20 protein-coding genes are annotated in these 24,652 nt (G+C 42.1%); 16 read left to right on the top strand and 4 right to left on the bottom strand.

The genetic code is table 11. The features are described from left to right. The first annotated feature begins 8 nt into the window (after positions 1-8). The 3 genes from galU to IGK61_RS06885 all read left to right on the top strand — a co-directional run bounded on the left by galU (position 9) and on the right by IGK61_RS06885 (position 2,207). A complete protein-coding gene (galU, locus tag IGK61_RS06875; RefSeq protein ID WP_074535696.1) occupies positions 9-926 on the top strand; it encodes a UTP--glucose-1-phosphate uridylyltransferase GalU in 918 nt (305 codons plus the stop codon). Positions 927-1,086: 160 nt separating this feature from the next. Beyond that, positions 1,087-1,512, top strand: a complete 426-nt coding sequence (locus IGK61_RS06880; protein WP_005235398.1) for a DUF948 domain-containing protein — start codon at positions 1,087-1,089, stop codon at positions 1,510-1,512. 14 nt (positions 1,513-1,526) lie between these two features. Further along, positions 1,527-2,207: a YtxH domain-containing protein gene (locus IGK61_RS06885; protein ID WP_074535697.1), complete on the top strand. Its 681-nt coding sequence runs from the start codon at positions 1,527-1,529 to the stop codon at positions 2,205-2,207. An 83-nt stretch (positions 2,208-2,290) separates the two neighbouring features. On the opposite strand, the gene IGK61_RS06890 is transcribed toward IGK61_RS06885, so the two are convergent. Both IGK61_RS06890 and IGK61_RS06895 read right to left on the bottom strand, forming a co-directional pair. Beyond that, entirely contained in the window at positions 2,291-3,169 is an 879-nt protein-coding gene (locus tag IGK61_RS06890; RefSeq protein WP_074535698.1) for an NAD-dependent epimerase/dehydratase family protein, read from the bottom strand. 54 nt (positions 3,170-3,223) lie between these two features. Then, positions 3,224-4,324, bottom strand: a complete 1,101-nt coding sequence (locus tag IGK61_RS06895; protein ID WP_005225797.1) for a M24 family metallopeptidase — start codon at positions 4,322-4,324, stop codon at positions 3,224-3,226. Between the two features lie 194 nt (positions 4,325-4,518). Here IGK61_RS06895 and ccpA point away from each other — a divergent pair, with 194 nt between their 5' ends. Further along, positions 4,519-5,517, top strand: a complete 999-nt coding sequence (gene ccpA / locus IGK61_RS06900; RefSeq protein WP_008378470.1) for a catabolite control protein A — start codon at positions 4,519-4,521, stop codon at positions 5,515-5,517. 144 nt (positions 5,518-5,661) lie between these two features. Here the strand turns inward: ccpA and IGK61_RS06905 are convergent, their stop codons facing one another. Then, on the bottom strand, positions 5,662-8,106 hold the full coding sequence (locus IGK61_RS06905) for a transglycosylase domain-containing protein (protein ID WP_074535699.1): 2,445 nt from the start codon (positions 8,104-8,106) through the stop codon (positions 5,662-5,664). A gap of 262 nt (positions 8,107-8,368) precedes the next feature. On the opposite strand from IGK61_RS06905, the gene tyrS reads away from it, so the two are divergent. From tyrS to IGK61_RS06925, 4 genes are all read left to right on the top strand, one after another. Then, entirely contained in the window at positions 8,369-9,631 is a 1,263-nt protein-coding gene (gene tyrS / locus IGK61_RS06910) for a tyrosine--tRNA ligase (protein WP_010748012.1), read from the top strand. 69 nt (positions 9,632-9,700) lie between these two features. Beyond that, positions 9,701-10,612 (top strand): AEC family transporter, encoded by a 912-nt coding sequence (locus IGK61_RS06915; RefSeq protein ID WP_074535700.1) that lies wholly within the window; start codon positions 9,701-9,703, stop codon positions 10,610-10,612. A gap of 89 nt (positions 10,613-10,701) precedes the next feature. Next, the gene (locus tag IGK61_RS06920) at positions 10,702-11,595 is read left to right on the top strand and encodes a deoxyribonuclease IV (protein ID WP_005225802.1); all 894 of its coding nucleotides are present in this window, start codon (positions 10,702-10,704) and stop codon (positions 11,593-11,595) included. A 45-nt stretch (positions 11,596-11,640) separates the two neighbouring features. After that, the gene (locus IGK61_RS06925) at positions 11,641-12,027 is read left to right on the top strand and encodes a cytidine deaminase family protein (RefSeq protein WP_074535701.1); all 387 of its coding nucleotides are present in this window, start codon (positions 11,641-11,643) and stop codon (positions 12,025-12,027) included. A gap of 135 nt (positions 12,028-12,162) precedes the next feature. On the opposite strand, the gene IGK61_RS06930 is transcribed toward IGK61_RS06925, so the two are convergent. Continuing rightward, positions 12,163-12,780 carry an FMN-dependent NADH-azoreductase gene (locus tag IGK61_RS06930; protein ID WP_005225804.1) on the bottom strand — a complete coding sequence of 206 codons (618 nt, stop codon included), beginning with the start codon at positions 12,778-12,780 and terminating at the stop codon, positions 12,163-12,165. 162 nt (positions 12,781-12,942) lie between these two features. On the opposite strand from IGK61_RS06930, the gene IGK61_RS06935 reads away from it, so the two are divergent. The 8 genes from IGK61_RS06935 to IGK61_RS06970 all read left to right on the top strand — a co-directional run bounded on the left by IGK61_RS06935 (position 12,943) and on the right by IGK61_RS06970 (position 24,624). Continuing rightward, a complete protein-coding gene (locus IGK61_RS06935) occupies positions 12,943-13,638 on the top strand; it encodes a response regulator transcription factor (protein WP_167827428.1) in 696 nt (231 codons plus the stop codon). Then, positions 13,635-14,582: a sensor histidine kinase gene (locus tag IGK61_RS06940; RefSeq protein WP_154694402.1), complete on the top strand. Its 948-nt coding sequence runs from the start codon at positions 13,635-13,637 to the stop codon at positions 14,580-14,582. Before IGK61_RS06935 ends, IGK61_RS06940 begins: the two co-directional genes overlap by 4 nt. Before the next feature lie 89 nt (positions 14,583-14,671). Then, positions 14,672-15,448 (top strand): ABC transporter ATP-binding protein, encoded by a 777-nt coding sequence (locus IGK61_RS06945; RefSeq protein ID WP_016610278.1) that lies wholly within the window; start codon positions 14,672-14,674, stop codon positions 15,446-15,448. Beyond that, entirely contained in the window at positions 15,420-17,510 is a 2,091-nt protein-coding gene (locus IGK61_RS06950; RefSeq protein ID WP_074535704.1) for an ABC transporter permease, read from the top strand. Before IGK61_RS06945 ends, IGK61_RS06950 begins: the two co-directional genes overlap by 29 nt. 305 nt (positions 17,511-17,815) lie before the next feature. After that, on the top strand, positions 17,816-19,717 hold the full coding sequence (locus IGK61_RS06955; RefSeq protein WP_430606482.1) for an Ig-like domain-containing protein: 1,902 nt from the start codon (positions 17,816-17,818) through the stop codon (positions 19,715-19,717). 685 nt (positions 19,718-20,402) lie between these two features. Next, a complete protein-coding gene (locus tag IGK61_RS06960; protein ID WP_074535706.1) occupies positions 20,403-21,755 on the top strand; it encodes an enolase C-terminal domain-like protein in 1,353 nt (450 codons plus the stop codon). 109 nt (positions 21,756-21,864) lie between these two features. Continuing rightward, positions 21,865-23,175 (top strand): SLC13 family permease, encoded by a 1,311-nt coding sequence (locus IGK61_RS06965; protein WP_010748022.1) that lies wholly within the window; start codon positions 21,865-21,867, stop codon positions 23,173-23,175. Between the two features lie 120 nt (positions 23,176-23,295). Continuing rightward, positions 23,296-24,624: an enolase C-terminal domain-like protein gene (locus tag IGK61_RS06970; RefSeq protein ID WP_175445283.1), complete on the top strand. Its 1,329-nt coding sequence runs from the start codon at positions 23,296-23,298 to the stop codon at positions 24,622-24,624. The last annotated feature ends 28 nt before the right edge of the window (positions 24,625-24,652 follow it).

The following is a 24,652-nucleotide window of genomic DNA, read 5'->3' on the forward strand; positions in this document are numbered from 1 at the left end:
CGAGTCACATGAATGTTAAAAAAGCAGTTATCCCAGCAGCTGGTCTAGGTACCCGATTTTTACCAGCTACAAAGGCAATGGCAAAAGAAATGTTGCCGATTGTTGACAAACCAACGATCCAGTTTATCGTGGAAGAAGCTTTACAATCGGGGATCGAAGATATTTTGATCGTAACAGGGAAAGCAAAGCGTCCAATCGAAGACCATTTCGATGCCAATTTAGAATTAGAGATGAATCTAAAAGAAAAAGGCAAGACGGAGCTTTTGAAATTAGTGGAAGAAACAACTGACGTAAATCTTCACTTCATTCGCCAATCTCATCCGAAAGGATTAGGCCATGCCGTATTACAGGCTCGGGCATTTGTCGGAAATGAACCGTTTGTAGTTATGCTAGGTGATGACTTGATGGAAGATCAAGTACCATTGACGAAACAGTTGATCGATAATTATGAAAAAACGCATGCATCAACGATCGCTGTCATGGATGTTCCTCATGAAGATACATCAAAATACGGGATCATTGATCCTGGTATGGAAGTTGAAAAAGGCTTGTTCAATGTCAAAAACTTTGTTGAAAAACCAGCGCCAGAAAATGCGCCAAGTGATTTAGCAATTATTGGTCGCTACTTGCTGACCCCTGAAATTTTTGATATTTTAGCCAATCAAGAACCAGGTGCTGGTGGCGAGATCCAATTGACGGATGCCATCGACACATTAAATAAAACCCAACGCGTGTTTGCTCATCAATTTAATGGCAAGCGTTACGATGTTGGAGACAAATTCGGTTTCTTAAAAACAAGTATCGAGTATGGTCTAGTGCACCCTGAAGTCAAAGACAGCTTGAAAGAGTATTTGATCGAGTTAGGAAAAGAACTAGCTCCGGCTCAAAAAGAAGTCAAAGAAGCACCGAAAGCGTCAAAAAAATAACAAAAACTCCTAAACAAGGCGATTTCTGATGAAATTGCTTTGTTTTTTTATTATTTCCTGTTGAAAGCGGATAATTTTCTTAAAAATGCAGTCTTTTATTTGTAGAAAGTGCAGTGAAATGCTATTCTTAATATAAGTAAATGGGGAAAGGAGCCATTCTATGTCAGGAGGAGAACTAGCTGCATTGATTGCTGCGATTGCATTTGTCGTATTGGTCATTTTCGTCGTTCGTTTGTTGATGCAAGTCAGCAAGACAATGACCAAAGTAGACAAAACGGTCGAAGAGGCAAACACAACCATCCGTGTCATTACCAAAGACGTTGATATTCTTTCAAAAGAGGTTGAAGGTCTTTTGGTAAAAACGAATGAGCTTTTACAAGATGTGAACGGAAAAGTCGCAACCATCGATCCTTTGTTCACAGCAGTTGCAGATCTAAGTACCAGTGTTTCAGAACTAAATGTTTCTGGAAAAAATTTAATTACGCGCGTGGGTAGTCTTGGCCGGACCACTGCCAAAGCAACGGTAGCTGGAAAAGTCGGTCAAACAGCCATGAAATTTTTCAAAGACAAAAATAACCAAAAATAAAAGGAGGACTTTCAATGAGTAAAAAAGGCGGATTTTTATTAGGAGCAATCATCGGAGGAACAGCGGCAGCAGCAGCAGCACTTTTGTTGGCGCCAGAATCTGGTAAAACATTAAGAAATAAATTAGCAAAACAAGCAGACGATTTATTAGATAAAGCATCTGATTATGGTGATTTAGCCAAAGAAAGAAGTACGGATCTTGTCGATATCGCTAAAGACAAAGCGGCAAAACTAAGCGAGCAAGCATCTGACTTCACCGGTTCTTTAACAGCGAAAGTCGATGACTTAAAAGAAACAGCAGCTGGTTCATCAGAAGAAACCGTTGAAGAGTTAAAGAAACAAGCAGGTGATCTATCAGAACGCTTCAAAAAATCAGCGAACGAGGTCAAAGAATCAGCGAAAGATGCCAAAGTAGACGCTGATGACACGGTGCAAGATATCATCATTGATGCAAAATCTTCTGCAGCGGATATGAAACAAACCGTCAAAGAAGGGGCACAAGAAGCAAAACCTGTCGTTGAAGAAGCCAAAAAAGACGGTCAAGCAGCCGCAGCTGAATTGAAAAAAGAAGCTGGAAAAGCAGCAGATGATGCCAAAAAAACAGCGAAAGCAGAAACAAAAGATGCCAAAGCTGACTTAGAAGATGCGAAAGAAGAATTAAAAGATACATTAGAAAAAAACAATCCTGAAGCATAAGTAAGGATACAAAAATTTGATTACTTCAAAAGATAAAAACGTTCGCCAGTTAAATCGGCGAACGTTTTTTGTGATTTTGGTAGTTATTCGTTTGATGCTTGGGCGATTTCCCAATCGCAAAGTTGATAGAGCCAATCCTGCAGTTGACTGAATGAAAAACCAATTTCCTCAGCGAGCTCCACATTGATCGAATAAGCAGGTGTACCATTATAAGGGCCTTGATCGCCTGTTTCTGAAAAGAGCGGGGAAAGACCAGTTTTTTTCGTTACGTATTGCAGCACTTCTTCTAAGGAAACTGTACCTTTTGACGCACCATTGATGGGTCCTGTGAACGAGCTAGTACCTAGAAACGCTAAAAATTTACCAGCTTCTTGGGCATCCACAAAGCCCATTTGATGCGTTAGATTATCGACAGCCATTGGCTTTTGCTTTATCAGATGGTCAATGTAAAAGGTAAAACGTTTTGTGTAATCATCTGCACCGATCACATAAGGAAAGCGGACAAAAACGGACGGGATCTGACTGTATTTTTGGGTCAGGATCTCTTCCACGGTTCGCTTGCCTTGTGCATAATCGACCTCCTCAGAGCTGACCAGTCTGAAGGGTTCTTTAGCAGGGTCAAAATCCGCTTCAATCAAATCGAAGTGTAATTCATGGTACGCAGACATTGAGCTAGTAACGATGTAGCGCTTCGGTGTGACATGACGCAGTAGAATCTCAATGTCGTTGGAAGTATAAGCAATATTGTCAAAAATGACCTCATAGGTTTCTTTTGTTAATGCCGTTTTGATACTTTCTTCGTCCGTGCGATCGAAGATGATTCTGTTGACTTGATCGCCAAAGGAATCTTTTGTGTTCCCTCGGGTAGCGATCGTCACGTCCAATCCTTGATCAATTAGTGATTGGACCAAATATTTACCGAAAAAACGCGTACCGCCTAAAACCAACACTTTTTTACTCATAAGAACACTCCTTTTCATGTAATGCCAACATGTTGCACCGTTTCATTAGGAAAATCAAGATAAGATCAATAATTCTTTTGCTGTCTTGGTAAAAGGTACACAGCCATCTGCTGTGACATACACACAGTCTTCAATGCGGACACCGACCTGATCTGGTAAATAAATGCCCGGTTCGATAGAGAAGCACATGCCTTCTTCGATCACTAAATCATTGCCAGTGATCAAAGAGGGGAACTCATGAACCGTGGTCCCGATGCCGTGACCTAGACGATGGTTGAAGTAGTCGCCATAGCCATAGCCAGTAATCACATCACGAGCAATCTTGTCTAATTCTCCAGCGGTAATCCCAGGTTTGACCGCTGCTTGCGCTGCTAGTTCTGCTTCAAGAACGATGTCATAAATTTTTCTTTGTAATGCAGTCGGTTCTTTATAGGCAACCGTTCTGGTTGCATCACTGCAATATCCTTTCCAAACGACCCCTAGGTCAAACAAGACGAGTTCATTGGCAGTCACTTTGCGGTCACCAGGTACGCCATGAGGACTTGCTGCATTGGCACCAGCTAACACCGTTGTATCGAAGGACATATGGGAAACCCCACGCTTTTTCAACTCGTACTCAATTTCTGCCACGATTGCCATTTCGCTGACGCCTTCTTTGATGGCAGCAAACCCAATCTCAAAAGCAACATCTGCCCAGTTGCCAGCTTCTAGCAAGGTGTCGATCTCAGCAGCCGTTTTAGTTAACTGCATTTTTTGAATGACCGGAGTCACATCTAAAGAAAAATCGGTCTGTGGCAAAAACCGTTTCAATGCTTCATAGCGCTCGACGGAAAGGTCATTTTTTTCTAGTGCCAAGGAAGAAACTTGGTAACGAGAGGTCAATTCCTGACAGATTTTCGCCCAAGGGTCTTCGCTATCGAGATAACCGATAATGTCAAAAGGCCAGCCGCTATTTTTTGCTTCTTCTACTTCCAGAGCTGGTGTGAAAAGAAAGGGATCTTTTCCAGGTGCGACAAACAAAGCAAGGACCCGTTCATGAGGTTCACTTTTAAAACCTGAAAAATAAGCGATTGTTGCTGGATTAGAAATATAGGCAACATCTGCGCCATTGGTTTTCAACCAGCCATTTAACTCATTGATTTTTTTATCATTCATTTGAAAAAACCTTCTTTCAAGTATTCTTTTTCTATTTTATCATGCTTTCGAAGAGAATAGGGGCGGGGAAAGTAGGAAATTGCTAAGTTTTCATGAAAACAAAATTAAAACGGTTGCAAATACGGAAAAAATTTGCTATCCTAACAAAGAAATGTAAATAAGATTTTCTGAAAATAGAATAAGGGAGATATATCATGGAAAAACAAACAATTACGATTTATGATGTTGCACGGGAAGCGAATGTATCGATGGCAACTGTTTCACGGGTAGTCAACGGAAATCCAAATGTAAAACCAGCAACTCGTAAGAAAGTGCTGGAAGTGATCGACCGCTTGGATTATCGTCCAAACGCAGTTGCTCGAGGGTTGGCAAGTAAAAAGACCACGACTGTTGGTGTCATCATTCCTGATGTCAGCAATATGTTCTTCTCATCACTTGCTCGTGGGATCGATGATGTAGCGACCATGTATAAATACAATATCATCTTAGCCAACTCTGATGGCGATACAATGAAAGAAGTCAACGTTTTGAACAACTTGTTAGCAAAACAAGTGGACGGCGTTATCTTCATGGGTCATCGCATCACGGATGAAATTCGCGGAGAATTCTCTCGCTCAAAAACACCAGTCGTTTTAGCTGGTTCGATCGATCCTGATGAACAAGTAGGAAGCGTCAATATCGATTACACAGCAGCTGCCAAAGATGCTGTTTCATTATTGGCGAAAAACAATCAAAAAATCGCTTTTGTCAGCGGTGCTTTGATCGATCCAATCAATGGCCAAAACCGCTTGAAAGGCTATAAAGAAGCCTTGAAAGAAAACAACCTTGACTATTCTGAAGGGTTGATCTTCGAATCACCATACAGCTTTAAAGAAGGCTTAGCCTTAGTTGATCGCATCATCAACAGTGGTGCAACAGCAGCTTATGTCACAGACGATGAGTTAGCCATCGGCGTCTTAGATGGTTTGTTAGACAAAGGTGTTAAAGTTCCTGAAGATTTCGAGATCATCACCAGCAACAATTCATTATTGGCTGAAGCAGCTCGTCCACGCTTATCAAGTGTGACGCAACCATTGTATGATATGGGTGCCGTTGCGATGCGTCTATTGACAAAAATGATGAACAAAGAAGATGTAGAACAAAAAACGATCGTCTTGCCTTACGGTATTTCAGAAAAAAGCTCTACGAAATAAGCAACGATTTGATCAAACGATAAGTGGAACAACGCCTTGTTGTTCCACTTTTTGCTTCAACGATCGTTCGTGTGAGGAGAAAATCTATGGATTTTCTCCTCACACTTTTTTTTTGCATAAAAAAACTGATCAGCACAAGGCTGATCAGTCATCATCATTGTTAGTATTTTGTTGATTATTGTCTTGCTGTTCCTCATCGTCATCCTCATCATTTGCCGTAGGTGTAACATTGTTGGATCCGTTATTCGATGATGTATTCGACGAACGATTGGTTGAACGGCTAGAAGATGCTTTTTTCCAATAGTCAGCATAGTTTGCATCTGAACCACCGAGTCCAAATTTGAAATCGACCGTATCTGGTCCGCCAGTGGCCCAATACGAAGTAACGGTACTGCTTGGATTGGTATAGGTTCGATTATCGACTCGCACGGTTCCTCCTGGTTGGGTACCAGTAAACTTGGAAACTTGAGCTTTTTTGACATCACTAGAAAGTTCAAACTTCTGATTCACACCAAAGACTTCTTGGTTTGTTTGATAAATACGATTGATCAAGTAAGCCATATAGTTGGCTGTCCGAGTTCCTGCAGCGCTATCGGTCCCTTTATTGTCATCTCGACCTGACCAGCTGCTGATGGTGATCGATGGGGTGGAGACGACTAGCCAAGAGTCCGACCAGTTGTTGGTGGAACCAGTTTTTCCGACCCAATCGGCATTTCCGAGGTTCCAATCCAATCCGCTGATAACCGATTTAAAGGAACTGGTTTTTTGCTCATCGATGACACTACGCATCATGTCGGTCATGATGGAAGCCGTCGCTTCTGAAAAGACTTGGACAGGTTTGGCTTCATGCTGGTAAAGCACTTCGCCTTCATTGTCTTTGATTGATTCGATGATATAGCCTTGCTGATAAACACCATTATTGGCAAATGTTTGGAAGCCATTCGTTTGATTCAAGACTGTGACATCTGTAACCCCTAACGGCGCTGATTCATACGCCCAGCTATTATCTTCGGGATAGCCCATTTTGCTTAAATAATTTGTGTAGGCATAAAAATGATCGCCTTCTTTTTCCCAAAGATCTTGGAAAATATTTGTCGCTGCGATATTACTGGAAACCTCCAATGATTCACGAATCGACATAAAAGTATTGGTTCCACGGTTTGTGGCATTGACGATCGGCTCACCGGCGTTTTCTCCTGTCCGCCATTTTGCGGCATAGTCAGAAACCATCGATTCAGAGCCCATTAAGCCACTTTCGATCGCCGGTCCGTAAACCAGCATGGGTTTGATACTTGAACCTGCTTGGCGTTTGGCATCAAAGGCATGGTTGAATTGATTGTCAGCATAGTTACGACCGCCAATAAAGCCTAGTACTTTCCCAGTGGCGTTGTCCATCATGACATTGCCGACTTCGATGGTGGAGTCACCCCAGTTGTCTAGCATATAGCCGTATTTGTCGACGGCATCTTGCATCGCATTATAAATATCTTTATCGATCGTTGATGTGACGGTATAGCCGCCATTAACAAGTTTTTGCTGCGCCAATTCGAAGTATTTTTGATAGGTTTCCTCTTTGGCGTATTCTTCGTCACTGACATCATCTTCATCTGCCAGCTGTTTGGCAATAATGTCTTTTGCTTCATTTAACACAGTGTAATAAAGGAAGCTTTGATCCGTTTGTTCAATGGCTTCTTGTTTTTTGAAGTCTTGTTTCAAGTCATAATTAAGCGCCTCTTCGTATTCTTCTTTCGTGATATCGTGGTTACGATACATACTGAAGAGCACGAAGTCTTTTCGTTCTAAGCCAGCGGTCAAGTTTTCCTTGATCTCACCCGTATTTGTATAAGGGCTGTAGACGATCGGGCTTTGTGGCAGACCCGCAATAAAGGCTGCTTGCGGTAAAGACAGGTCAGCTGCGTTGACGCCAAAAATTCCTTGCGCCGCTTCTTGCACACCTGCGATATTTTGCCCTTTATTGTTTCGACCAAAAGGGGAGATGTTTAAATACATAGTGACGATCTCATCTTTATCGAAAAATTTTTCCACTTCCATGGCTAATAAAATCTCATTGGCTTTGCGTTTAAAGGTCGTTTCACTGGAAAGGATTTGTTGTTTTACCAGCTGCTGGGTCAAAGTGGAACCCCCGCTGCCGCCAAAGCCTGTCGCTTCTGATAATAATGCCCGCACGACTGCTTTTGGTACGACCCCATTATGAATATTAAAATATTCATCCTCTGTTGCGATGATCGCTTTTTTCAAATAATCTGAAATTTGATCGGAATTAACCGACGTTCGCATTAGATCCGAGCGAATCGTTGCGATTTTGCTGCCATCAGCGTATGCGAGTTGAGAAGTCTCTGTGATGTCGGTCAATTCTTTTTGTAACTCATCTTTAGAAGGAGCTGCGGTATCTTCCACAAGAAAAGCAAAGTAGCCGGCACCGATCCCTAAGGCTAAAGAACCGCCTAGAACCAGCAAAGAAATAGCAACTAAGAACAAGGCATGTAAAACCCTAAGACTGATGTTGAAATAGAACCAGCCTCTATTTTTGTTTTCTGTATTCTTTTGATTTTTCGTTTTCTGGGACAAAAAGAGTCACCTCAATAAATTAGAATAGATTCCGTGTAATTATAGCAAAAAACAAGGCGCTTGGGTAGCACCCTATCTGTTATCGAAAGAAGTGTGCGAGAAAATGCCAGTTGGTGTTTGTATTGAACCAGCGATAATAAAGGAAAATGAACGGATTTGCCTAAAAGTTTCTTTTTTGGTAAAGGACTTTGAGAGAAAGACTTTTCATTGACCTCTTTTTCAGTTAAGATGAACAATGAAGCAATTATTAGGAGGAGAAAGAATGAGTACAGACTTTTTTGAAGAGCTAAAGCAACGCGGATTAGTTCATCAGACCACAGACGAAGCAGCCTTGACCAAACAATTAAATGAAGAGTCTGTGAAACTATATATCGGCTTTGATCCTACCGCAGATAGCCTGCATATTGGTCATTTATTGCCTATTTTGATGTTGCGCCGTTTCCAACAAAACGGACATGTGCCGATCGCATTAGTAGGCGGTGGTACAGGAATGATCGGTGACCCATCCTTTAAAGATCAAGAACGTCAATTAAACACACTAGATACCGTTTTAGAATGGTCACAAAGTATCAAGAGCCAATTATCTCGCTTCATTGATTTTGATGACCAAGAAAATCCTGCCATCATTGCCAATAACTATGAGTGGCTAGGGGAATTGAAACTGATTGATTTCTTGCGCGACACTGGGAAAAACTTTACCATCAATTACATGATGAGCAAAGAAAGTGTCAAACGTCGGATCGAAACTGGGATCTCCTACACGGAATTTGCATACCAGCTATTACAAGCCTATGACTTTTTGAATCTTTACGACAACCACGGTTGCTTGTTGCAATTAGGCGGTAGCGATCAATGGGGCAATATCACCTCTGGGATCGAATTATTACGTCGTGAGCGTGAAGTCCAAGGGTTCGGTTTGACTATGCCATTGATCACAAAAGCAGATGGAACGAAATTTGGGAAAACAGAAGGCAATGCGGTTTGGCTAGATGCCAAGAAAACGACGCCTTACGAGTTCTACCAATTCTGGATCAATACGGATGATCGTGATGCAGTCAAATTCTTGAAATATTTCACCTTCTTATCATTAGAAGAAATCGCTGCGATCGAAGCAGAATTTAACGCTGCACCAGAATCTCGAGCAGCACAAAAAGCCTTGGCAAAAGAAGTCACTACTTTGGTTCATGGGGCAGAGGCTTATGAACAAGCCGTACGTATCTCAGCAAGTTTATTCAGCGGCAATATCAAAGAATTGAACGCTGAAGAGATCGAACAAGGCTTCAAAGGGGTGCCAAGCCATCAGGTAACAGCAGATGATTCTTTGAACATCGTTGAAGTGTTGACGACTGCTAAAATCGAACCATCAAAACGTCAAGCAAGAGAAGACGTTCAAAATGGTGCCATCTACATCAATGGGGAACGCGTCCAAGACCTAACGTACGAGCTCCAAGCAAGTGATCGGATCGGTGGAAAATACGTCGTGATTCGTCGTGGCAAGAAAAAATATTTCTTATTAACATTTTAATCGCAAAAAGCGAACCGCCTTGTTGGTTCGCTTTTTTCAAATTTTTGTAGAGGAAGGGTTTTTGTTGGAATGGGAAATATAGTGTTGAATGCCACCGGTTTATTTGCCATGATCTTCTTAGGGTATTTTCTTAAGCGGCTAAATGTCCTTTCAAAAGCGGATGGCTCGATCTTATCCAAAATTATTTTGAATGTGACGTTACCGGCAGCAATCATTTTGAATTTAGCTTCAATGCAAGTACAAGTCAGTGCGCTTAGTTTGATTGTGATCGCGTTGATCATTACGATCGTTCAGATCCTCTTCGCATTTTTCTTGACCAAAAAAGAATCGAACACGCTGCAGCAGTTTGCGATGTACTGCGGTTCAGGCTTTAATATCGGCAATTTTGCGATTCCTTTTGCCCAAAGCTTTTATCCTTTAGGGATTCCGTTGATTTCGCTGTTTGATATGGGGAACAGTATCATGTTGGCAGGGGGAACGACGATTTTCATCGAATTCTTGATTGGAAAGCGGACGACGTTTGAACCAGGGAAAATCTTTTTGAATCTCCTGCGTTCGCCAACGTTTACTATTTATCTAGTGATGCTGATTATCCGCAGTGCGGATTGGAGGATTCCCGAAGCGGCATTGGCGCTTGTCCAACCAATCGGGATCGCAAATACGTTTTTGTCCATGTTTATGATTGGCTTATTTTTGGATTTCCGCTTACCGAAGCACACCACCCAAACCGTGATCAAAATTTTAAGCTTGCGGTACGGACTGGCATTCGTGCTGTTCGCAGCTTTCTATGTTTTACCAATCCCAGTTTTATTAAAGCCAGTTCTTTGTTTGTTAGTGTTTGCTCCAATTCCTTTATTCGGTGTCATTAATTCCGTGATTGCTGGAATGGAGGAAGAAGCGGTGGGGTTCGTTTCTTCCATTAGCTTTTTGATAAGTATGCCGCTAATGACGGGTGTTCTGATGTTATTTGGACTCGCTTGATAAAAAAAATACGGCAATGAGCAAAATAATCGCTTTACAAGGCGCTTTTATCGATAATAGAGAAGACTAGATTTAGGAGGAAAAGAAAAATGTTGATTGGTTCACACGTTTCAATGAGCGGCAAAAAAATGCTTTTAGGAGCAGCAGAAGAGGCAGCTAGCTATCAAGCTACTACGTTTATGATCTATACCGGAGCTCCGCAAAACACGCGGCGCAAACCGATCGAAGAGATGCAGATCGCAGCTGGACAAGATTTTATGACGGAAAAAGGAATTTCGAATATCGTCGTCCATGCCCCGTACATCATTAATTTAGGCAATACCATCAAACCAGAAAACTTTGGCTTTGCTGTTTCGTTCTTACAAGAAGAAATCCAACGAGCCCAAGCTTTAGGTGCAACTCAAATCACATTGCACCCCGGTGCCCATGTCGGTGCAGGACCAGAAGCTGGGATCAAGCAGATCATTAAAGGCTTGAACGAGGTCCTTGAAAAAAATCAAACTGCCCAGATCGCATTAGAAACAATGGCAGGTAAAGGCACCGAGATTGGTCGCAGCTTTGAAGAATTGGCAGCAATTATCGATGGTGTCACCTTAAATGAAAAATTATCCGTTACACTAGATACTTGTCACACGAACGATGCTGGCTACAATGTCAAAGAAGACTTTGACGGCGTGTTAAACGAGTTTGACAAAATCATCGGGTTGGATCGCTTGAAGGTCATCCATGTCAATGATTCAAAAAATCCACAGGGCAGCCACAAAGACCGACATGCGAATATTGGTTTTGGCACGATCGGCTTTGAAGCCTTGAATAAGATCGTTCATCATGAGCAATTATCAGCGTTACCGAAAATTTTGGAAACACCCTATGTTGGCGAAGACAAAAAGAATAAAAAAGCCCCTTATGGCTATGAAATCGCGATGCTGCGGGAAAAGACCTTTGATCCTGAGCTATTGACGAAAATCATGGCGGGTGCTTAAACGGTTCATTTAACCATGAGCCAGCTTATTATTGGAGGAAGAAAAATGGACTTTCAGTTGCTGATCGATGCCGCGAAGCAAAAACTGGGATTCAGACAGCTCTCTCAATTTGTAGAAGCAGGGAGTGTCGCGGCAGCTCTGGCTACTGCAGATGGACAGATTTATACAGGGATCTGTATCGATACCAGCTGTTCTATGGGTTTTTGCGCCGAACAGGCTGCGGCTGCGCAAATGATCACTGATGGTCAGCAGCGGGTGTTACAGATGGTTGCAATCAATTCGGTAGGTGAGCCGATCCCACCTTGTGGTCGTTGCCGTGAATTCATCAGCCAGCTGGATCCTGCCAACCATAACACGCAGGTCATGATCGCAGCAGGAAAAATCATGACGCTAGAAGAGCTGTTGCCTGTTGATTGGAAAGCATCAAAATAAAAAGAGTCCCCTTAGACCGCTGTGTTCTAAGGGGCTTCTTTATTTTATCGATCCCATGGACGAGCTACGTTTTTGGATAAAAAAACTCCTCAACAAGCAATAGCGCTTTGTTGAGGAGTTGATTGATAGCAATGATTAGAATTTTTTCGCAGCAGCTGCTACGCGTTCTAAACCTTCAGCAATGATTTCTGCTGTTTTAGAAGGATCTGCATTGTGGCCTTCAATGATTACTTCTTCTGTGATGTTCATGCCGAACATACCACCGAAAACTTTTTCCATAAAGGTTACAGCGTTTTCCATTGCGCTCATTTCGCCTGAGTAAACACCACCACGGGCATTCAATAGAACGATTTCTTTGTCTTTCAATAATTGGTTCATTGAACCATCTTCGTTATAAGAAAAAGTAAAGCCAGCTTGGAAGATATAGTCGATGAATGTGTGCAAGGCAGCAGGAATCGTTAAGTTCCACATTGGGAAAGCGAAAACGATGGTATCCGCTGCTGCGAATTTGTTCATCACGTCTTGACGGACAGTCATCAATTCTTGTTCTTCTTGGTTTAATTCTTGTTCTTGTGAAAGTTTGCCAAATGCTTCAAATAACGTTTGACCGATATAAGGCATTGGTTGTGCGTACACATCAAAGGTTACAACGTCCACATTGTTGGTATCAAGATTTTCAACGAACGTATCAAACATTTTTGCAGATACTCCATCAGGACGGTTATTGGCTTTAACAACTAAAATATTTTTCATTTTTTTCCACCTTTACTTTAAGTAAGTTTTAATCACAAAACGTAGTATACTATAAAATAATTTTGCTTACAATAAATAAGTACACTTTTTTTAAAAAAGCTGGAATTTTGCAGTTTTTTTCACGCAGTTTTGGTAAACTTTAGAGAAAACAGGAGGATTTCTATGAAAATATTCGTGGTCGAAGATGATAAATCGTTAGTCAAAATGATGGAAAATCAATTATCCCGCTATGCGTATCAAACCTTTGTTCCAGAAAATTTCGCTGCGGTTTTAGATGAATTCTTGATGATCCAACCTGATTTGGTTTTGTTGGATGTCAATCTACCTTATTATGATGGGTTTTATTGGTGCCAAAAAATCAGGGAACGTTCGTTGGTTCCAATTCTCTTCATCTCCGCCCGTGACGGCAATATGGATCAAGTGATGGCTCTAGAATATGGTGCGGATGATTATCTAGTCAAACCTTTTTCTTATGATTTGCTGCTGGCAAAAGTAAAAAGCCACATTCGTAGAGTCTACGGGGATTATGCACAGTCTGATCGGGCGAGAAGTTTGAAAGCTGGCGAATTGATCTACTATCCCGAAGCATTGAAGATGGTCTATCGTGAATCCAGTGAATGGCTGACTGTTCGAGAAGGAGAATTATTGACCCTGTTAATGTCGGCACACCCAGAGATGGTCAAACGGGAACGGATCTTAAATCTATTATGGGATGATGAGCGCTTCGTTGATGACAATACGCTTTCTGTCAATGTCGGCCGTTTGCGAAAAAAACTGGCGGCAATGGGCATCAATGATCCGATCCAAACGATTCGCGGAAAGGGCTACGCCTTATCAGTGATAGGTACGGAAGAATGAAAGCATATGCAAGTGTTCATTTACCTAAACTACTCGTTACGTTCCTAGCCATTTCATTGTTCGTTTTAGTGATTTGGTTGGATGGCTATCGAAATTACCTCGTAATTGGTTATGGTCTGCTTCTATTCGGGCTGTTCATTGTTCTTGTTTATTTGGTAGATTACCTTTCCAATACTGCGTTTTATCAGTATATCAAGCATGGAAGAGCGACACACCGAAGCAATGGCTACCTTTCCAAGCAATGGCGCAAGCAGTTCGATGCCCATGAACAGCAAGAGCAAGAGCGGCTGACAGAATTAGATCAGCACCATCAAAATCATATTCGTTTCATGAATATCTGGGTTCATCAAATGAAAACACCTGTCTCAGTTTTGGCGCTAATGGCTGAAAGTGAAGAAGTCGATAGCTATGATCTTTTGGCTGAAACAGATCGCTTAAAAAGTGGCTTGGCGACTGCGCTGAATTTTGTGCGCTTGGAAGATTTCACGGAGGACTTCGTTATCGAATCAGCCTCATTGTTGGAATTGTTAAAACACAGTATCGGTGACCAGAAGCGAAATTTTATTCGCAGTGAAGTCTATCCGAAGCTGATGAGTGAAGCAGATATCACGGTGACAACAGACAAAAAATGGCTAGGTATTTTGCTCTTTCAACTCATCAGCAACGCCATCAAGTACTCAAAGCCAGACAGTAAAGTCTATTTTGAGATCGATCCTTTTTCTAGAAGCTTAACGATCGCAGATGAAGGCTGCGGGATTGCAGCAGCGGATCTCCCCCGGGTTTTCCGCCCCTTTTATACAGGTCAGAATGGGCGGCAAACAGGAGAGGCAACTGGGATCGGTCTTTATTTAGTTGAAACGATCAGTACGCAATTAGATATCGATGTATCGCTTGCCTCTAAGGAGAATCAAGGCACGACGGTTACCTTAACATTTCGGAGGTGAAGGCTTTCTTACAATTTTGTAAGCTTTCTATCATGAAATCGATAACTGATTGCGGTGTCGCCTGCTAAACTGGTAGCAAAGGAGTGAAGATGATGGCTTTACTAGAATTGAAAAATGTATCGAAAACCTATACAGGGGAAGTGTCTGTTGAGGTTTTACAACAAATCGATCTCAAAGTGCCAGAAGGAGAATTTATCAGCATTATGGGTCCATCTGGCAGTGGCAAGACCACCATGCTGAATTTGGTGGCAACATTGGATAAACCGACTTCAGGTTCGGTGATCCTCAAGGGAGAGCAGCCACTAGAATTATCTAAGCAAAAACTCGCGGAGTTTCGTCGTCGGCAACTAGGCTTTGTTTTTCAAAACTACAATTTACTTTCGCCATTGAGCGTGCTTGAGAATGTGATTTTACCACTGACATTGGATCGGGTGGCAGTTCCTGAGATGAAAGAACGTTCGGAGCAGCTATTACGTGAACTTGGGATCTATGAGAAAAAAGACAAACGTATCTATCAGCTTTCCGGTGGAGAGCAGCAGCGAGTTGCGATTGCTAGAGCTTTGATCCATCAACCAGAATTGCTTTTAGCAGACGAACCGACGGGTAATCTTGATTCCAAGGCAGCACGAGATGTCATGGAAATACTAAGTCAGATGAACAAACAGCGAAAAGTCACCACTATGATGGTCACCCATGATCCGTATTCCGCCAGCTTTTCTGATCGGGTCGTTTTCATCAAAGACGGAAAGCTGTATAACGAAGTCTATCGTGGTGCTGATCAACAGCAATTTTATCAAAAAATTCTTGAAGTCCTAGCACATTTAGGAGGTCGCCGTCATGAATTTCAGACAGTTGATCATTCGTAATCTGCAGGGGAATTTTCGAACCTATGCAGCATACTTCGTCAGCAGCGCCTTTGCGGCGATGGTGTTTTATATCTTTAGTCTTTTGCTCTTTCATCCGCAATTGGAAGAAAACTTATCTAATAGCGATACACTTTCAAGCTTAGCTAAGGTTGGTCTATCCGTCGCACTCGTGGTGATCGCCTTACTGTCGCTGTTGTTTTTATGGTATACATTTGTGGTCTTTTTGAAACGACGCAAACGTGATCTGGCGATCTACTTGATTTTGGGGATCGAAGAAAAAGATCTGCGAAAGATTTTGTTTGTCGAAAATGCCCTTTTAGGAGCCGGCGCCACAGTGACCGGTATTGGGTTGGGGATTTTAGTGACGAAATTGTTGCTGCTGATTGCGCAAAATGTCATGTACTTAACAGAAGGACTGAAATTTATGGTTCCTATGGAAGGTTTAGGATTGACCTTTGGGATCTATGTCTTTATTTTCCTCTTGATCTCCTTTTTCAGTACTCGGGCCTTGCAAGGAGAACAGATCATCTCATTGATCAAGGAAAATGAAAAACCACGTCCTGAGCCAAAAAGTCATTGGGCATTGGCATTTTCAGGAATTGTGCTGTTACTAGTTGGCTATGGATCGGTCTTTTATTTTAGCTACCAAACCTACTCAATGCTGCCACTTATGCTAGGAGTCTTGTTGACTGTTGCAGGCACGATTTTGTCATTCCATCAGTTCAGCGTATTTCTGTTGAAACGATTAAAAAAACGCCCGACCTTCTTACGTGGGACTCGGATGCTGACTATCAGCGAATGGATCTTTCGCATGCGAGACAATGCGGCGATGTATAGTTTGATCGCTATTAGTACCTCCGTGGCATTCGTTGGGATTTCCGTGATGCTGGCGATCGGCAGTTCTTCTTTTTCTTCAATCCAAGGAATCAGTGTAGCCTATGTGTTTCCGTGGTCTGGGCCAGAAGACCTCGATCATTCTGAGGGGAAAATGAATGAAATTAAAACTGCCATAGAAGAAAAAGGGTACTCACCTGTAACGGATAGTGTTTCCTTACTATGGGCCTATGCGAATCTTGATGAATCTGCAGTTATGAATGATTCATTTTATACGACGAATGGCTTTTCAATTATGCGAGAAAGCGACTATCAGAAAATGATGAAACAAATCGGTGAGGAAGCTGATTCCGTTGCAGATAATCAAATAATGACACTTAGTGCTAATTATTCACGTCGAAAACAGCTTCTAGAAGTCCCTGAGAACGAACGCACAAGTATCTATCCACTTGAATTGGGTTCAGAAACCGGTATAAAAAAGGATATTACGATTGTCCACAGCCCCTCAATGCTTTCTCTGGATTACTTTGGATTGTCAGTTGTGACAGATAAGACCTTTGAGGAATGGCAAGCTCTCTTACAAGAATCTAACGATGATATAGAATCTGGTTTTATTTGGTTAGACTATCCAGAATGGGCTGAAACACCTGAATTGGTATCTGATTTCAATGGAAAGTTAGATAAAGAAAATGCCTTGATCGATCAGCAATACGAAGAACTCAGTCGGGAGTTTGAAGCCAAAGGTGACTATACAGATGAAGAGTGGTCAGAAGCGGCAAAAGACATTCCGATGCGTACGTCTTATACCTCGAAATACCAAGTTTTCCAAGAAAATCGTCAAGGAAATGGCATCATTTTAATGATCACGGTATTACTAGGTTCGGTTTTCTTTATTTTCTCCGCTTCGATTATCTATTTCCGTTTATTTGCAGATTTAGATAAAGATGGTGCGTATCATCGTTCCTTGCATATTTTAGGTGTGTCGCCCAAGGAGCGTCACAACGTTCTGAGACGCCAGCTGCAAGTGATGTACTTCTTGCCAACAGTCGTGGCAATGATCCATTTTGCGGTGGCAATGACCGCTTTGCGTATTTTAGTAGAATTGCCTGTTTGGCAATACTATGGTGTGATCGTTAGTCTCTTTTTGATTTTCCAAATCGTTTTTTACTTTGTTTGTCAGTACCGGTACTTCCAGCAAATTGATCGAATCGCCGATCCGACAGAGTGATTTATTTTTTAGCCAAATCCCTTTCAATCAACACGGATTGGGATTTGTTTTTTTTGTTTGCTGCATTGTTATTTTCTTTCACCAATGAAGCGTTTTAATTGTGTAAATCACCGAAAAGCAGATAAAATTAGGTAACACTGATTCTATTAGGCAGTCGCGGATACGCGGCAAGAATGTGGCAACTGGAAGTCTATTTTTCTTACCGTGAAACGAAAAGACAACTGTTAATGAAAATATTCATGTCGAGTACAGTAATTGCTGTGACCGATGGGTTTAGCTAAGCGATCACTTAAGGGAGGAAACCAATGATCAAACGTTTAGGAAAAGCATTTGCTGTCTTGCTGCTGTTGATTCCTGTTTTTGCTGGTATGCGGGTTGTTTATGGGGAAACCGATGTGGGTGCCAAGCTGATCACCAATGTATCGATCGTTAATAGCCACAACGAGGTCATCACAAGTATTGAAAAGGATGATTCCTTTAAAATAGATATGACCTGGAGTTTGGAGGACTTAGGTGATTTAAAAGCAGGTGACAAAGCGACCGTCACCTTGCCAGCTGAGATTGAAGGCGTCAATAATACGTATGCTTTATACGATGAAAATAACAACTTAGTGGTCAATGTTACCCAAGTTGGCAATCAGCTGACCTTTGTTTTCACGGAATTTGTCGAACAAAATACCAATGTACATGGGGACTTTTATTTTTGGACAAAGTTCAGTGATGACGTGATAGAAAACCAGATCAACAACATCAACTTTGAAACGGCAAATGGGACGCAATCGGTGCCTATTTTTATTCAAGCAGTGGATGATTCAGGGGAGGGTGCCTTACTCACCAAACAAGGACTGTATTTAGGTACGCAACAACCCAAACGGATCATTGATTGGCGAGTGTATATCAACTCGTTTGACACGGACCAAGTGAGGATCAAAGATGGAACGTTTATTGACTTTTTAGGTCCTCATCAGACACTAGTCAGTACGAGTGCTCGAGTGGTCTATGGACCCAGCGTTTCCAACCCAACGTATGTCGAGCAAGTACCGATCGTTTTAAATAGTGACGGCTCCTTTGAAATTCCTTTGCGGGATACAGAGGAACGGATCTACATTACCTACAAAACAGAAACGGATGGTTCATTGGAACAATATACCAATCGGGGCATCCTTGATGCTTTGGTCAATGATGTGCCAAGAACAAGCAGTATTACTGGCTATACGCCACGCTATGGTGGCGGTGGTGGCGGAACCGGTGAACCAGGAGAGTCCAGCAGCACGGAACCAAGTAGCGAAAGTAGTACAAGTAGCAGCACGGAACCAAGTAGTGAAAGTAGTACAAGTAGTACAAGTAGCAGCACGGAACCAAGTAGTGAGAGCAGCACCAGCAGTAGTACGGAACCAAGTAGTGAAAGTAGCACCAGCAGTAGCACGGAACCAAGTAGTGAAAGTAGCACCAGCAGTAGCACGGAACCAAGTAGTGAAAGCAGTACAAGTAGTACTACCGAACCAAGTAGTGAAAATAGCACCAGCAGTAGCACGGAACCAAGTAGTGAAAGCAGTACAAGTAGTACTACCGAACCAAGTAGTGAAAATAGCACCAGCAGTAGCACGGAACCAAGTAGTGAAAGCAGTACAAGTAGTACTACCGAACCAAGTAGTGAAAGTAGTACAAGCAATAGCACGGAACCAAGTACTGAAAGCAGCACCAGCAGTAGCACAGAACCAAGTAGCGAAAGCAGCACTAGTAGCAGCACGGAACCAAGTAGCGAAAGCAGCACTAGTAGCAGCACGGAACCAAGTAGTGAAAGCAGCACTAGTAGCAGCACGGAACCAAGTAGTGAAAGTAGCACCAGCAGTAGCACAGAACCAAGTAGTGAAAGCAGTACAAGTAGTAGCACGGAACCAAGTAGTGAAAGTAGCACCAGCAGTAGCACGGAACCAAGTAGCGAAAGCAGCACTAGTAGCAGCACGGAACCAAGTAGTGAAAGTAGTACAAGCAATACACTGGAAGGTTTGCTAAATAATAGTGGATCAAGTCACTCTTCCAGCTCGGCAAGAAGTGATGGTGCCAACCATAATAAGCAGAAGCTTCTCCCGCAGACGGATGAAGTCTTGAATGATCGGTTGATTTTCTTAGGGATAGTCATACTGTCTATCGTTACCTATGTGACGCTAAAAAAATCAATGGGGAAAAGTCCCTTCAACAGATAACAAAAGTCTACAACGGGCAAAAACAAACATAATTATTCAATGGGGACATGGGTTAGCAGAAAACAGAATAAAAAGTAGCGACAAAACCGTTCATGTGTTTTGATCGACTGATTCAGTAAAATTTAGTTCTTTTTGCTGAAAGAGGTCATCAAGGGCATTATCGGTTTTTTTTGCTATTTTCTCGATGGGGTGACCTACCGTTTTTACGCTTGTAGCCCGCCGATTACAGAAAAAATTTGGCTGTTTTGGAATTCTTAAAATGGTTTCTGTAACATTTATCAAGCAGAAACGATGCGGATAACTATCTCACATACCCTTTTTATTCGCGAAGAATATTTGTATTCTTAGAGCAAGTTAATAATCATAAACCGCTTCCATACGCTGACGCTTTTTCGACATATGACTGGAAATGTGCGAGAAATATCAGAAGTTCCCTTAGTCTAGTTAGTGTTTCGGACCCTTCTTTCTAGAAACTGATTTTTGTTTCGATTGCTCGGAAAATGAGCAGAATTCTTCAAAAACATTTACTGACCAAAGGATTGTGATTTTGTTAACAAGAATGAGCGAAGAAGGGTTTAGTGGTATGCACAGGAAGCAATTTATAAAAACGTAAAGCGTTTTGATTACGAAGCATGTTTTTCTTCAAACTGAACAAACCAAAAATAATAGAGAAGGTGGAATGAATATGAGTAAAAATGGTTCTCCAAAAGTGACAAAGATGCAGGTGTTTCCGATTGCTGGGTATGACAGTCCGACCCTTACCTTAAGCGGGTGTCATGCACCTTATTTTACGAGGAATATTGTTGTATTAGAAGACGAAACTGGGAATAGAGGCATTGGTGAGATCCATGGCGGTGAAGACATCACCAAAATGCTGGAGAGTTACATTCCTTTTGTCGTGGGTCAAGAAATTGCCAATTATCGTAATGTGATTACAACGATTCGCAAAAATGCAGCGGCGATGAAAGGAAACGATGGGGAAGGACTTCAAGGGTTGGATTTAAAAAATCTGAAATTTGTCGTCCAAGCGGAGGCAGCGGTTGAATGTGCGATGCTGGATCTGCTTGGCAAGTTTCTAAATAAACCGATGTGTGCATTATTAGGTGATGGTCAGCAGCGTAATGAAGTTGAAGTGTTGGGGTATTTGTTTTATATCGCCGATGCAGGGAAAACCGATCTGCCTTATCGCGTAGAGGAAGAGCCCAAAGATGAGTGGGAGCGCATTAGAAGACAGGAAACCTTAACACCAGAGGGAATGGTGCAGCAAGCAAAAGCACTTGAGGCACGCTATGGGTTCAAAAATTTCAAAGTCAAAGGTGGCGTGCTGAAGGGAACAGAGGAAATGGAAGCAGTAGTTGCTTTACATGAGGCGTTTCCAGAAGCGCGAATCAATATTGATCCTAATGGTGCTTGGTCGTTAGCAGAGGCAATCGATCTTTGCAAAGACAAACTAGACACGATTTCTTATGTGGAGGATCCATGTGGTCCTGAAGCAGGTTTTTCAAGTCGTGAGATCATGAATGAATTCAAAACAGCCACGAGACATCAAGTGGCAACAAATATGATTGCGACCAACTGGCGACAATTTTATCATGCATTAAATTCAAAAGCAGTAGATATCGTTCTGGCTGATCCGCATTTCTGGACATTAAACGGAAGTGTTCGCATGGCCCAAATCTTGAATGACTGGGGATTGACTTGGGGTTCTCACTCCAATAACCATTTTGATATTACGTTGGCAACATTCGCACAGTGTGCCGCAGCTGCACCAGGAAATATTACACCAATCGATACACACTGGATTTGGCAGGATGGACAAGAACTTTGCGATGACACTGTCTTGATTCAAGATGGCGTGATCAAAATCACCGATAAACCTGGCCTAGGTATTGAAATCAATATGGAGAAATTGCTGGAAGCACATCAATTGTACCAGTCAATGGACCCCAAATACCGTGATCGTGATGATTCAATTGCGATGCAATACTTTATTGAAGATTGGCAGTTTGACTCAAAAAAACCTTGCTTTGTGCGCTAAAGGTATTTATTGAAGGACTACTTGATGTCAGAGATATAGCTGAAATTTTTGCTTGAAGTTTCAGCTATATTCCTCTTTGACTGATCTATTATTCGGAGGGATATAAAAAATGAGCTATTTAGCTATTCTTGGCTTTGTCATGATGACATTGATCACGGGTTTATTACTAAGAAATAAAATAAATATACTTGTCTGTTTTGCATTGATACCTGTCGCATTTTCTTTCTTAAGCGGGGCAAGCTGGACAGCGACGGAAGGATATATCGCTGACGGTCTTGATATGACACGAGACATCTTTTTGATGATCATGTTTTCATTACCTTATTTTTCTCTGATATCTGATGCAGCAGTCTTCGATATTATGGTATTCAAGTTTTTGAAAAAAGTAAAAATCAAAGCGCCGATTCTCTGCAGCTTGACTGTGTTTATTTCGGTGATCACCACATTAGATGGAAGTGTCATGTCGACCTATCTAATTGCGATCCCGTTGTTTTTGCCGCTATTTAAGAAGTTGAAAATCGATCCGGTGATACTCGTTTTTCTTTGCTCAGTCGGTATCATGTTAGGATCGATCACACCATGGAACGCACGGATCTTACGGGCTGCAAGTCTGCTTCCAGATGTACCCAATGCACCGATGACCTTATTTACCACCTTACTACCTGTTTGGATCACTGTCTTTATCGGAACGATGATCCTTGGTTATTTCTTAGGTTTAGGTGTCCATAAAAAGCATATGGCAAATGGAGAAAAATTTGAAGGGATCGCTGATTCATTAGCGAAAGAACAAAACTATGGACCGCTTGCTCGTCCCAAGCTATTTTGGTTCAATCTGATCTTGACCATCCTCTTAGTGATCGCTTTGTCGTTTTCAAACCTGCCTTCTTACTATATTTTCGCAGCTGGCTTGATCATCGCTTTGTGCGTGAACTATCCGGACTTCAAAGATCAAAATCAATTGATCAGCAAATATGCTTCAAAAACATATCCGATTGCGCCCATCGTTTTGCTTTCTGGGGTTGTCGTGGGGATCTTGCAAGGAACGGGCATGATGGATGCGATGGTTCAAGTTCTCGTGAATATTATTCCCGCAGCTGTTGGTCCCTATGTTCATATTGCGATCGCTATCTTTAGCACACCATTGATGCTGTTGTTTACCAACGATACTTGGTTTTTTGCGCTCATTCCGATCATTGCAGCTTTAGCAGGAGAATATGGCGTTGCTCCAGATATTGTTGCCTTGACATTATTCTTTAATATTGGTGCGTTTGCTTCACTGATTGCCCAACCACAAATCATTATGGCTTGTGATTTAGGGGAAACCAATGTACGAAAATTCTTGCGTTATTCCTTCTTTAAATTCTGGGGAATCAGCTTAGCATGGACGCTAGTAGGGATCTTATTGGGGATCTTTATTTAAAAATGTTCTTTAGCACAGAAATTCACTGTTTTTCGACGAAAAGTCTGCACTCGATACTCTGTATTCTTTTTTGGGGAAACAGTATATTAAAAACTATCAATTTGACTAGGAGAGATTTTGATGATTCCAAAAATCGTAAAAATGGAAGTTGTCCCTGTAGCAGGACATGACAGTATGCTATTAAATCTAAGTGGAGCCCATGGCCCTTTCTTTACTAGAAATATCGTTATTTTAACTGATGACACGGGTAATACGGGTTTAGGAGAAGTGCCAGGTGGTGAGAAAATTCGTCAGACATTGGAAGACTGTCGTGAATTAGTTGTGGGTCGGACTTTGGGCGAATACAAAAACATCGTAAAAGAGATTCACGAACGTTATGCGCAGTTGGATGCTGGTGGGCGCGGGAACCAAACATTTGATTTGCGAACGACGGTTCATGTTATGACTGCTGTTGAAGCGCCATTGTTGGATTTACTAGGACAGCACATGCAGGTGCCCGTTGCCGCTTTGTTAGGTGAAGGACAAGTGCGCGAATCAGTGAAGTTTTTAGGTTATCTGTTTTATGTAGCAGATCGCAACAAAACAGACTTGCCTTATGCTTCTGACAATACGCTCGATGATTCATGGGGAGCACTACGTCGTGAAGAAGCGATGACCCCAGAAGCAATCGTCAAGTTAGCGAAAGCTGCCTATGAGCGCTATGGTTTTGAGGACTTTAAATTAAAAGGCGGCGTGTTATCAGGGCAAGAAGAAGTACAAACCGTCAAAGCGTTGAAAAAAGAATTTCCCAATGCTCGGATTACCCTTGATCCGAATGGCGGATGGTTACTAGATGATGCAATTGCGCTTTGCAAAGACCTTCACGGCGTATTAGCGTATGTAGAAGATCCTTGTGGTGCAGAAGGTCGCTTCTCTGGTAGAGAAACGATGGCAGAATTCCGCCGAAAAACAGGATTGCCGACGGCGACGAATATGGTAGCAACGGATTGGCGAGAAATGAAAGCAGCGATTCGCTTAGATAGTGTGACGATTCCGCTGGCAGATCCGCATTTTTGGACGATGCAAGGCAGTGTGCGTGTGGCGCAGTTATGTCATGACCTAGATTTGACTTGGGGTGTGCATTCCAATAATCATTTTGATATTTCTTTGGCGATGGTCGCTCATACTGCAGCGGCAGCACCTGGGGAAGTAAATGCCGCAGATACCCACTGGATTTGGCAAGATGGCGAAGGCTTGACCAAAAATCCGCATCAAATCAAAAACGGTGAAATTACTATTCCTAGAAATTCCCATGGCCTTGGGCTGGAACTTGACCGAGAAAAGCTTGATGCGGCGCATCAACTGTATTTAAAAGAAGGCTTAGGGGCGCGCAATGATGCGATTGCCATGCAGTACTTGATTCCTGGCTGGACATTTGACAATAAGAAACCAGCTTTAGTCAGAGAGTAATCGAGCGAATACAAATTAATCGAAGCTT

Origin of the sequence: Enterococcus sp. AZ063, assembly GCF_051715045.1 — a bacterium.
Classification (GTDB): Bacteria; Bacillota; Bacilli; order Lactobacillales; family Enterococcaceae; genus Enterococcus_D; species Enterococcus_D casseliflavus.

Bases quoted from the DNA above. Each gene is read 5' to 3' on its own strand.
- IGK61_RS06915 (WP_074535700.1), top strand. From the start codon at position 9,701: ATGGGAAATATAGTGTTGAATGCCACCGGTTTATTTGCCATGATCTTC.
- IGK61_RS06895 (WP_005225797.1), bottom strand. From the start codon at position 4,324: ATGAATGATAAAAAAATCAATGAGTTAAATGGCTGGTTGAAAACCAAT.
- IGK61_RS06920 (WP_005225802.1), top strand. From the start codon at position 10,702: ATGTTGATTGGTTCACACGTTTCAATGAGCGGCAAAAAAATGCTTTTA.
- IGK61_RS06925 (WP_074535701.1), top strand. From the start codon at position 11,641: ATGGACTTTCAGTTGCTGATCGATGCCGCGAAGCAAAAACTGGGATTC.
- IGK61_RS06940 (WP_154694402.1), top strand. From the start codon at position 13,635: ATGAAAGCATATGCAAGTGTTCATTTACCTAAACTACTCGTTACGTTC.
- IGK61_RS06955 (WP_430606482.1), top strand. From the start codon at position 17,816: ATGATCAAACGTTTAGGAAAAGCATTTGCTGTCTTGCTGCTGTTGATT.
- IGK61_RS06880 (WP_005235398.1), top strand. From the start codon at position 1,087: ATGTCAGGAGGAGAACTAGCTGCATTGATTGCTGCGATTGCATTTGTC.
- IGK61_RS06965 (WP_010748022.1), top strand. From the start codon at position 21,865: ATGAGCTATTTAGCTATTCTTGGCTTTGTCATGATGACATTGATCACG.
- IGK61_RS06970 (WP_175445283.1), top strand. From the start codon at position 23,296: ATGATTCCAAAAATCGTAAAAATGGAAGTTGTCCCTGTAGCAGGACAT.
- galU (WP_074535696.1), top strand. From the start codon at position 9: ATGAATGTTAAAAAAGCAGTTATCCCAGCAGCTGGTCTAGGTACCCGA.
- tyrS (WP_010748012.1), top strand. From the start codon at position 8,369: ATGAGTACAGACTTTTTTGAAGAGCTAAAGCAACGCGGATTAGTTCAT.
- IGK61_RS06950 (WP_074535704.1), top strand. From the start codon at position 15,420: ATGAATTTCAGACAGTTGATCATTCGTAATCTGCAGGGGAATTTTCGA.
- IGK61_RS06945 (WP_016610278.1), top strand. From the start codon at position 14,672: ATGATGGCTTTACTAGAATTGAAAAATGTATCGAAAACCTATACAGGG.
- ccpA (WP_008378470.1), top strand. From the start codon at position 4,519: ATGGAAAAACAAACAATTACGATTTATGATGTTGCACGGGAAGCGAAT.
- IGK61_RS06930 (WP_005225804.1), bottom strand. From the start codon at position 12,780: ATGAAAAATATTTTAGTTGTTAAAGCCAATAACCGTCCTGATGGAGTA.
- IGK61_RS06960 (WP_074535706.1), top strand. From the start codon at position 20,403: ATGAGTAAAAATGGTTCTCCAAAAGTGACAAAGATGCAGGTGTTTCCG.
- IGK61_RS06885 (WP_074535697.1), top strand. From the start codon at position 1,527: ATGAGTAAAAAAGGCGGATTTTTATTAGGAGCAATCATCGGAGGAACA.
- IGK61_RS06935 (WP_167827428.1), top strand. From the start codon at position 12,943: ATGAAAATATTCGTGGTCGAAGATGATAAATCGTTAGTCAAAATGATG.
- IGK61_RS06890 (WP_074535698.1), bottom strand. From the start codon at position 3,169: ATGAGTAAAAAAGTGTTGGTTTTAGGCGGTACGCGTTTTTTCGGTAAA.